Origin of the sequence: Curtobacterium sp. B18, assembly GCF_000333375.1 — a bacterium.
Lineage (GTDB): Bacteria > Actinomycetota > Actinomycetes > Actinomycetales > Microbacteriaceae > Curtobacterium.
In genome coordinates this window covers 1-3,141 of record NZ_BACZ01000299.1, presented here as the reverse complement: position 1 = coordinate 3,141, position 3,141 = coordinate 1, and the positions used below count along the sequence as shown (strand labels likewise).

Annotated in this window: 3 protein-coding genes; 1 reads left to right on the top strand and 2 read right to left on the bottom strand. The window is 71.3% G+C overall.

Annotated features, from left to right (window positions below; all coding sequences use genetic code 11):
- Positions 1–305: DivIVA domain-containing protein (locus I5E_RS22635; protein WP_148286894.1), on the bottom strand; the 305-nt coding region annotated here is incomplete at its 3' end.
- A gap of 97 nt (positions 306–402) precedes the next feature.
- A complete protein-coding gene (locus tag I5E_RS07905) occupies positions 403–1,740 on the bottom strand; it encodes a flavin monoamine oxidase family protein (RefSeq protein WP_022906499.1) in 1,338 nt (445 codons plus the stop codon).
- A gap of 147 nt (positions 1,741–1,887) precedes the next feature.
- Between I5E_RS07905 and I5E_RS21425 the strand changes: the two genes are divergently transcribed.
- A partial coding sequence (locus I5E_RS21425) for an APC family permease (protein WP_222836455.1) occupies positions 1,888–3,141 on the top strand: 1,254 nt, incomplete at its 3' end.

Sequence of the window (3,141 nt, the reverse complement as noted above, 5' to 3'; positions counted from 1 at the left end):
CAGCGCGGCGTTCGGCCGCGACGGCCGGGTCGGTCAGCCGCGGCCGGCGCGCTCCCGCAGGGGGACCACCACACGTCGAGGAAGTCGTCGACCTCGTCCTGGCGGTAGCCCTCGCGGAACTTGGTCGGCCGGAAGCGCGCCAGGGTGACGTCCTCGGGCGTGAGGGGGTCGACCGGACGTCCGGACTCGTACCCGGCGAGGGTCGCCCGGACCCGGTCGAGGAAGTCGTCGACCTCGCCCTGGTCGTACCCTTCGCGCCACTTCGTCGGTGCGAACCGCACGTTCGTCACATCGCTCGCGAGCATGCTCTCCCCCTCGTACCGGCCCACCGCCGGCCCATCGCCGGACTGTCGTGCCGGGACGAACCCCTCGTCCCGGCGTGCGCGACGATCCTCGCACACGTCACCCGGCGGGGGTGTCCGCCCAGAGCCGGTCGATCGGGACGTCGTGGCCGAGCACCGCCACGGCCGCGCGGTGCCCCGAGTACAGGGCGCCGGCCACCGTCGCGGGGTCGAGCGTCCAGGTCGCCTCGCCCGCCAGGTGCACGCGCCCCGCGATCGGTGTCGCGAGGTCATCGTGGTCGTCCGTCGTCGACCCCGGCAGCATGTGCGCGTACGAGCCCCGGGCGAACGGGTCGTCCTGCCACGCCGTGACGAGCACCGAGGTCGGGGTTCCCACGGCATCGCCGTACAGTCGGCGGAGCTGCTCGAGCACCGAGTCCGCGACCTGCTCCGTGCTCCAGCCGCGGATCGCCCTCGCGGCGGGCCCGGCGGCGAAGGTGAGCAGCGTCGGGACGCCGTCGAGCCGCGTCAGGTCGTACCAGGAGTGCCACCGGTGCCCGGCCGGTCCGAGCTGCCGGATCGCGTAGACGTCCTCGTCCCAGAACCGCTCCGGGAACCGCAGGACGACCTTCTCGAAGGCGTTCATCCGCAGTCGTCCGAGTGCTTCGCGGTGGCGTCCGGGCAGCGGCGGCTCGAGCACCAGGTCACCGGCCTGCAGCACCCCGACCGGGACCGTCACCACGACGACGTCGGCGTGGACGGTGCCCCGGCTGCTCGTCACGACGACGCCGTCGTCGCCGTGATCGACCCGCGCGACGACGTGTCCGAGCCGGACGTCGAGCCCCGCCGCGAGGTGCGCGGGCAGGGCGTCGTACCCGTCCGGGAACACGACCTCGTCGCCCGCGATCGTGTCGTCGTCGAGCCCGTGCGCGGCGAGTTCGTCGCTCGCGACCCCGTACTGCTCCTCGCTCCGGTGCTCGAGGTGCTCGCGCACCCGCTCGGCCCGCTCGGCGTCCCACCCCTGTGCCGCGACGGCCCGGGCGACCACGTCGCGGTACGAGTCGTCCGGAGCGGACCGCTCGATCTCATCGACCAGGTCGCGGTCGACGGTGTGCACGTCGGCGGCGAACCGGGCGGCTGCGCCGGCGTCGAGCCGACGGCCGTCCGGCCCGTGGTACGCGATCGGCCGGCTGTCGACCTGGTACCCGCCGACCGTGAACTCGACGGTGCGGATCCCGAACGCGGCCACGGCGTCGGCGACCGCGTTGTCCTCGACGCCGTGGATCCACGACCCGCCGAGGTCGGTCACGAGCCCGTCGGTTCGGTCAGTGTGGACGCGTCCGCCGATCCGGTCGCGGGCCTCGAGCACGACGACCCGACGCCCGGCTCCGGCGAGCAGCCGAGCGGCGGTGAGTCCGGCGACGCCGGCACCGATCACGACGACCTCGGTCTCCTCCATGCTGGTGCTCCTCTCGGGACTGGATCAAGATTGACACAGCCAGGTGCGGAAATCGTCGCCAGGGTCTAGTTTCAGTGCTCGTATCCACAGAGTCGTGGAGCAACGGCGACGGTTTCCGTCGCCCGCCATCGAGAGAGCGTGGTGGTCATGCGAGACGAACGGGTCGTGACGGTGTCGACCGAGACGGTCGGTACCGAGAAGGGGCTGCGTCCGGGAGCCATCGGGCTGGTGGGCAGCGTCGTGATGGGCATCTCGTCCACCGCGCCCGCCTACAGCCTGGCGGCGAGTCTCGGACTGGTCGTGGCGAGCGGCGGTGCCCTGCTGGCCGGGGTGAAGGCGCCGGCGATCATGCTGCTCGCGTTCATCCCGATGTGGATGATCGCGGTGGCCTACCAGGAGCTCAACCGCGAGGACCCCGACTGCGGCACGACCTTCACGTGGGCGACCCGCGCGTTCGGTGCCGTGACCGGCTGGCTCGGCGGGTGGGGGATCATCGCAGCGGACGTCATCGTGATGGCCAACCTCGCCCAGATCGCCGGCTCGTACGGGTACTCGTTCGTCGGCGTCCTGACGAACGACCCGGCGATCAGCGCCCTCGGGAACAGCACGCTGTGGTCGACCGTGGCCGGGGTGGCCTGGATCGCGATCATGACGTTCATCTGCTACGTCGGCGTCGAGGTGTCGGCCCGCCTGCAGTACGTGCTGCTCGGCGTCGAGGTGCTCGTCCTGGTGATGTTCGCGGCCGTCGCGCTCGTCCGGGTCGCCACCGGCAACGGCGTCGAGGGCTCGATCACCCCGTCGCTGTCGTGGCTGTGGCCGAGCGGCATGGACTTCGGGTCGGTCATCGCGCCCGCCATGCTCACAGCGATCTTCATCTACTGGGGGTGGGACACCGCCGTCTCGCTCAACGAGGAGACGAAGGACCCCGAGAAGACCCCCGGTCGCGCGGCCGTCATCAGCACGGTCCTGCTCCTCGTCATCTACGCCCTCGTCTCGATCGCGGCGATCGCGTTCGCCGGCGTCGGCACGAAGGGCATCGGCCTCGGGGCCCAGGGCAACGCCGACGACGTGTTCTCGGCGATCGGCCCGGCGCTCTTCGGCAACTCGTTCCTCGGGCACGCGGCGATGGCGCTGCTGTCGTTCTCGATCCTCACGTCGGCGTCCGCCTCGACGCAGACCACGATCATGCCGACCGCCCGCACCTCGCTCTCGATGGCGGTCTACAAGGCCCTGCCGTCCCACTTCGCCCGGGATCACCGCCGCTTCCTCACCCCGACCTGGTCGACCATCGGGGATGGGCGTCGCGTCGATCGGCTTCTACGTGCTCTTCACCGTCATCTCGACGAAACTCCTCAACGCCCTGATCGGCTCGGTCGGTCTGATGATCGCGTTCTACTACGG